Source organism: Phytobacter sp. V69, assembly GCF_965644215.1.
Classification (GTDB): domain Bacteria; phylum Pseudomonadota; class Gammaproteobacteria; order Enterobacterales; family Enterobacteriaceae; genus Phytobacter.
Genome location: NZ_CBFFRL010000471.1, coordinates 1 through 800, shown reverse-complemented (window position 1 = coordinate 800; position 800 = coordinate 1). Strand labels below are relative to the sequence as shown.

At 62.1% G+C, this 800-nt stretch carries 1 protein-coding gene; it reads left to right on the top strand.

Going from position 1 to position 800, the window contains the following annotated elements:
* Positions 1-800: enolase C-terminal domain-like protein (locus tag ACSZPU_RS26050; RefSeq protein WP_499004513.1), on the top strand; the 800-nt coding region annotated here is incomplete at both ends.

The following is an 800-nucleotide window of genomic DNA, read 5'->3' as shown; positions in this document are numbered from 1 at the left end:
GCGACCGCACCAAAACCGACCTGCCGTACCTCGACAAAACCGACGGCAACCACGACTGGTATCACCTGCGTCACCAGGAAGCGATGAACAGCGAGGCGGTGGTGCGTCTGGCGGAGGCCTCTCAGGACCGCTACGGCTTCAAAGATTTCAAACTGAAAGGCGGCGTGCTGCCTGGTGAGAAAGAGATTGAAACCGCACGTGAACTGAAAAAACGCTTCCCGGATGCGCGTATCACCGTGGACCCGAACGGCGCCTGGCTGCTGGATGAAGCCATTGAGCTGTGTAAAGGGCTGCAGGATGTGCTGACCTATGCGGAAGACCCGTGTGGTGCAGAGCAGGGCTTCTCCGGGCGCGAAGTGATGGCGGAATTCCGTCGCGCCACCGGTCTGCCGGTTGCCACCAACATGATTGCCACCAACTGGCGTGAAATGGGCCACTCGGTGATGCTGAACGCGGTGGACATCCCGCTGGCGGACCCGCACTTCTGGACGCTGTCCGGTGCGGTGCGCGTGGCGCAGCTGTGTGACGACTGGGGTCTGACCTGGGGTTGCCACTCCAACAACCACTTCGACATTTCGCTGGCGATGTTCACCCACGTGGGCGCAGCGGCACCGGGTAACCCGACCGCTATCGACACCCACTGGATCTGGCAGGAAGGCGAAGCGCGCCTGACCAAAGCGCCGCTGCAAATCAAAGGTGGGCAGATTGCCGTGCCGGACGCACCGGGCCTGGGCGTGGAGATTGACTGGGCGCAGATTGAAAAAGCCCATGCCATCTACAAAAGCCTGCCGGGCGGCGCG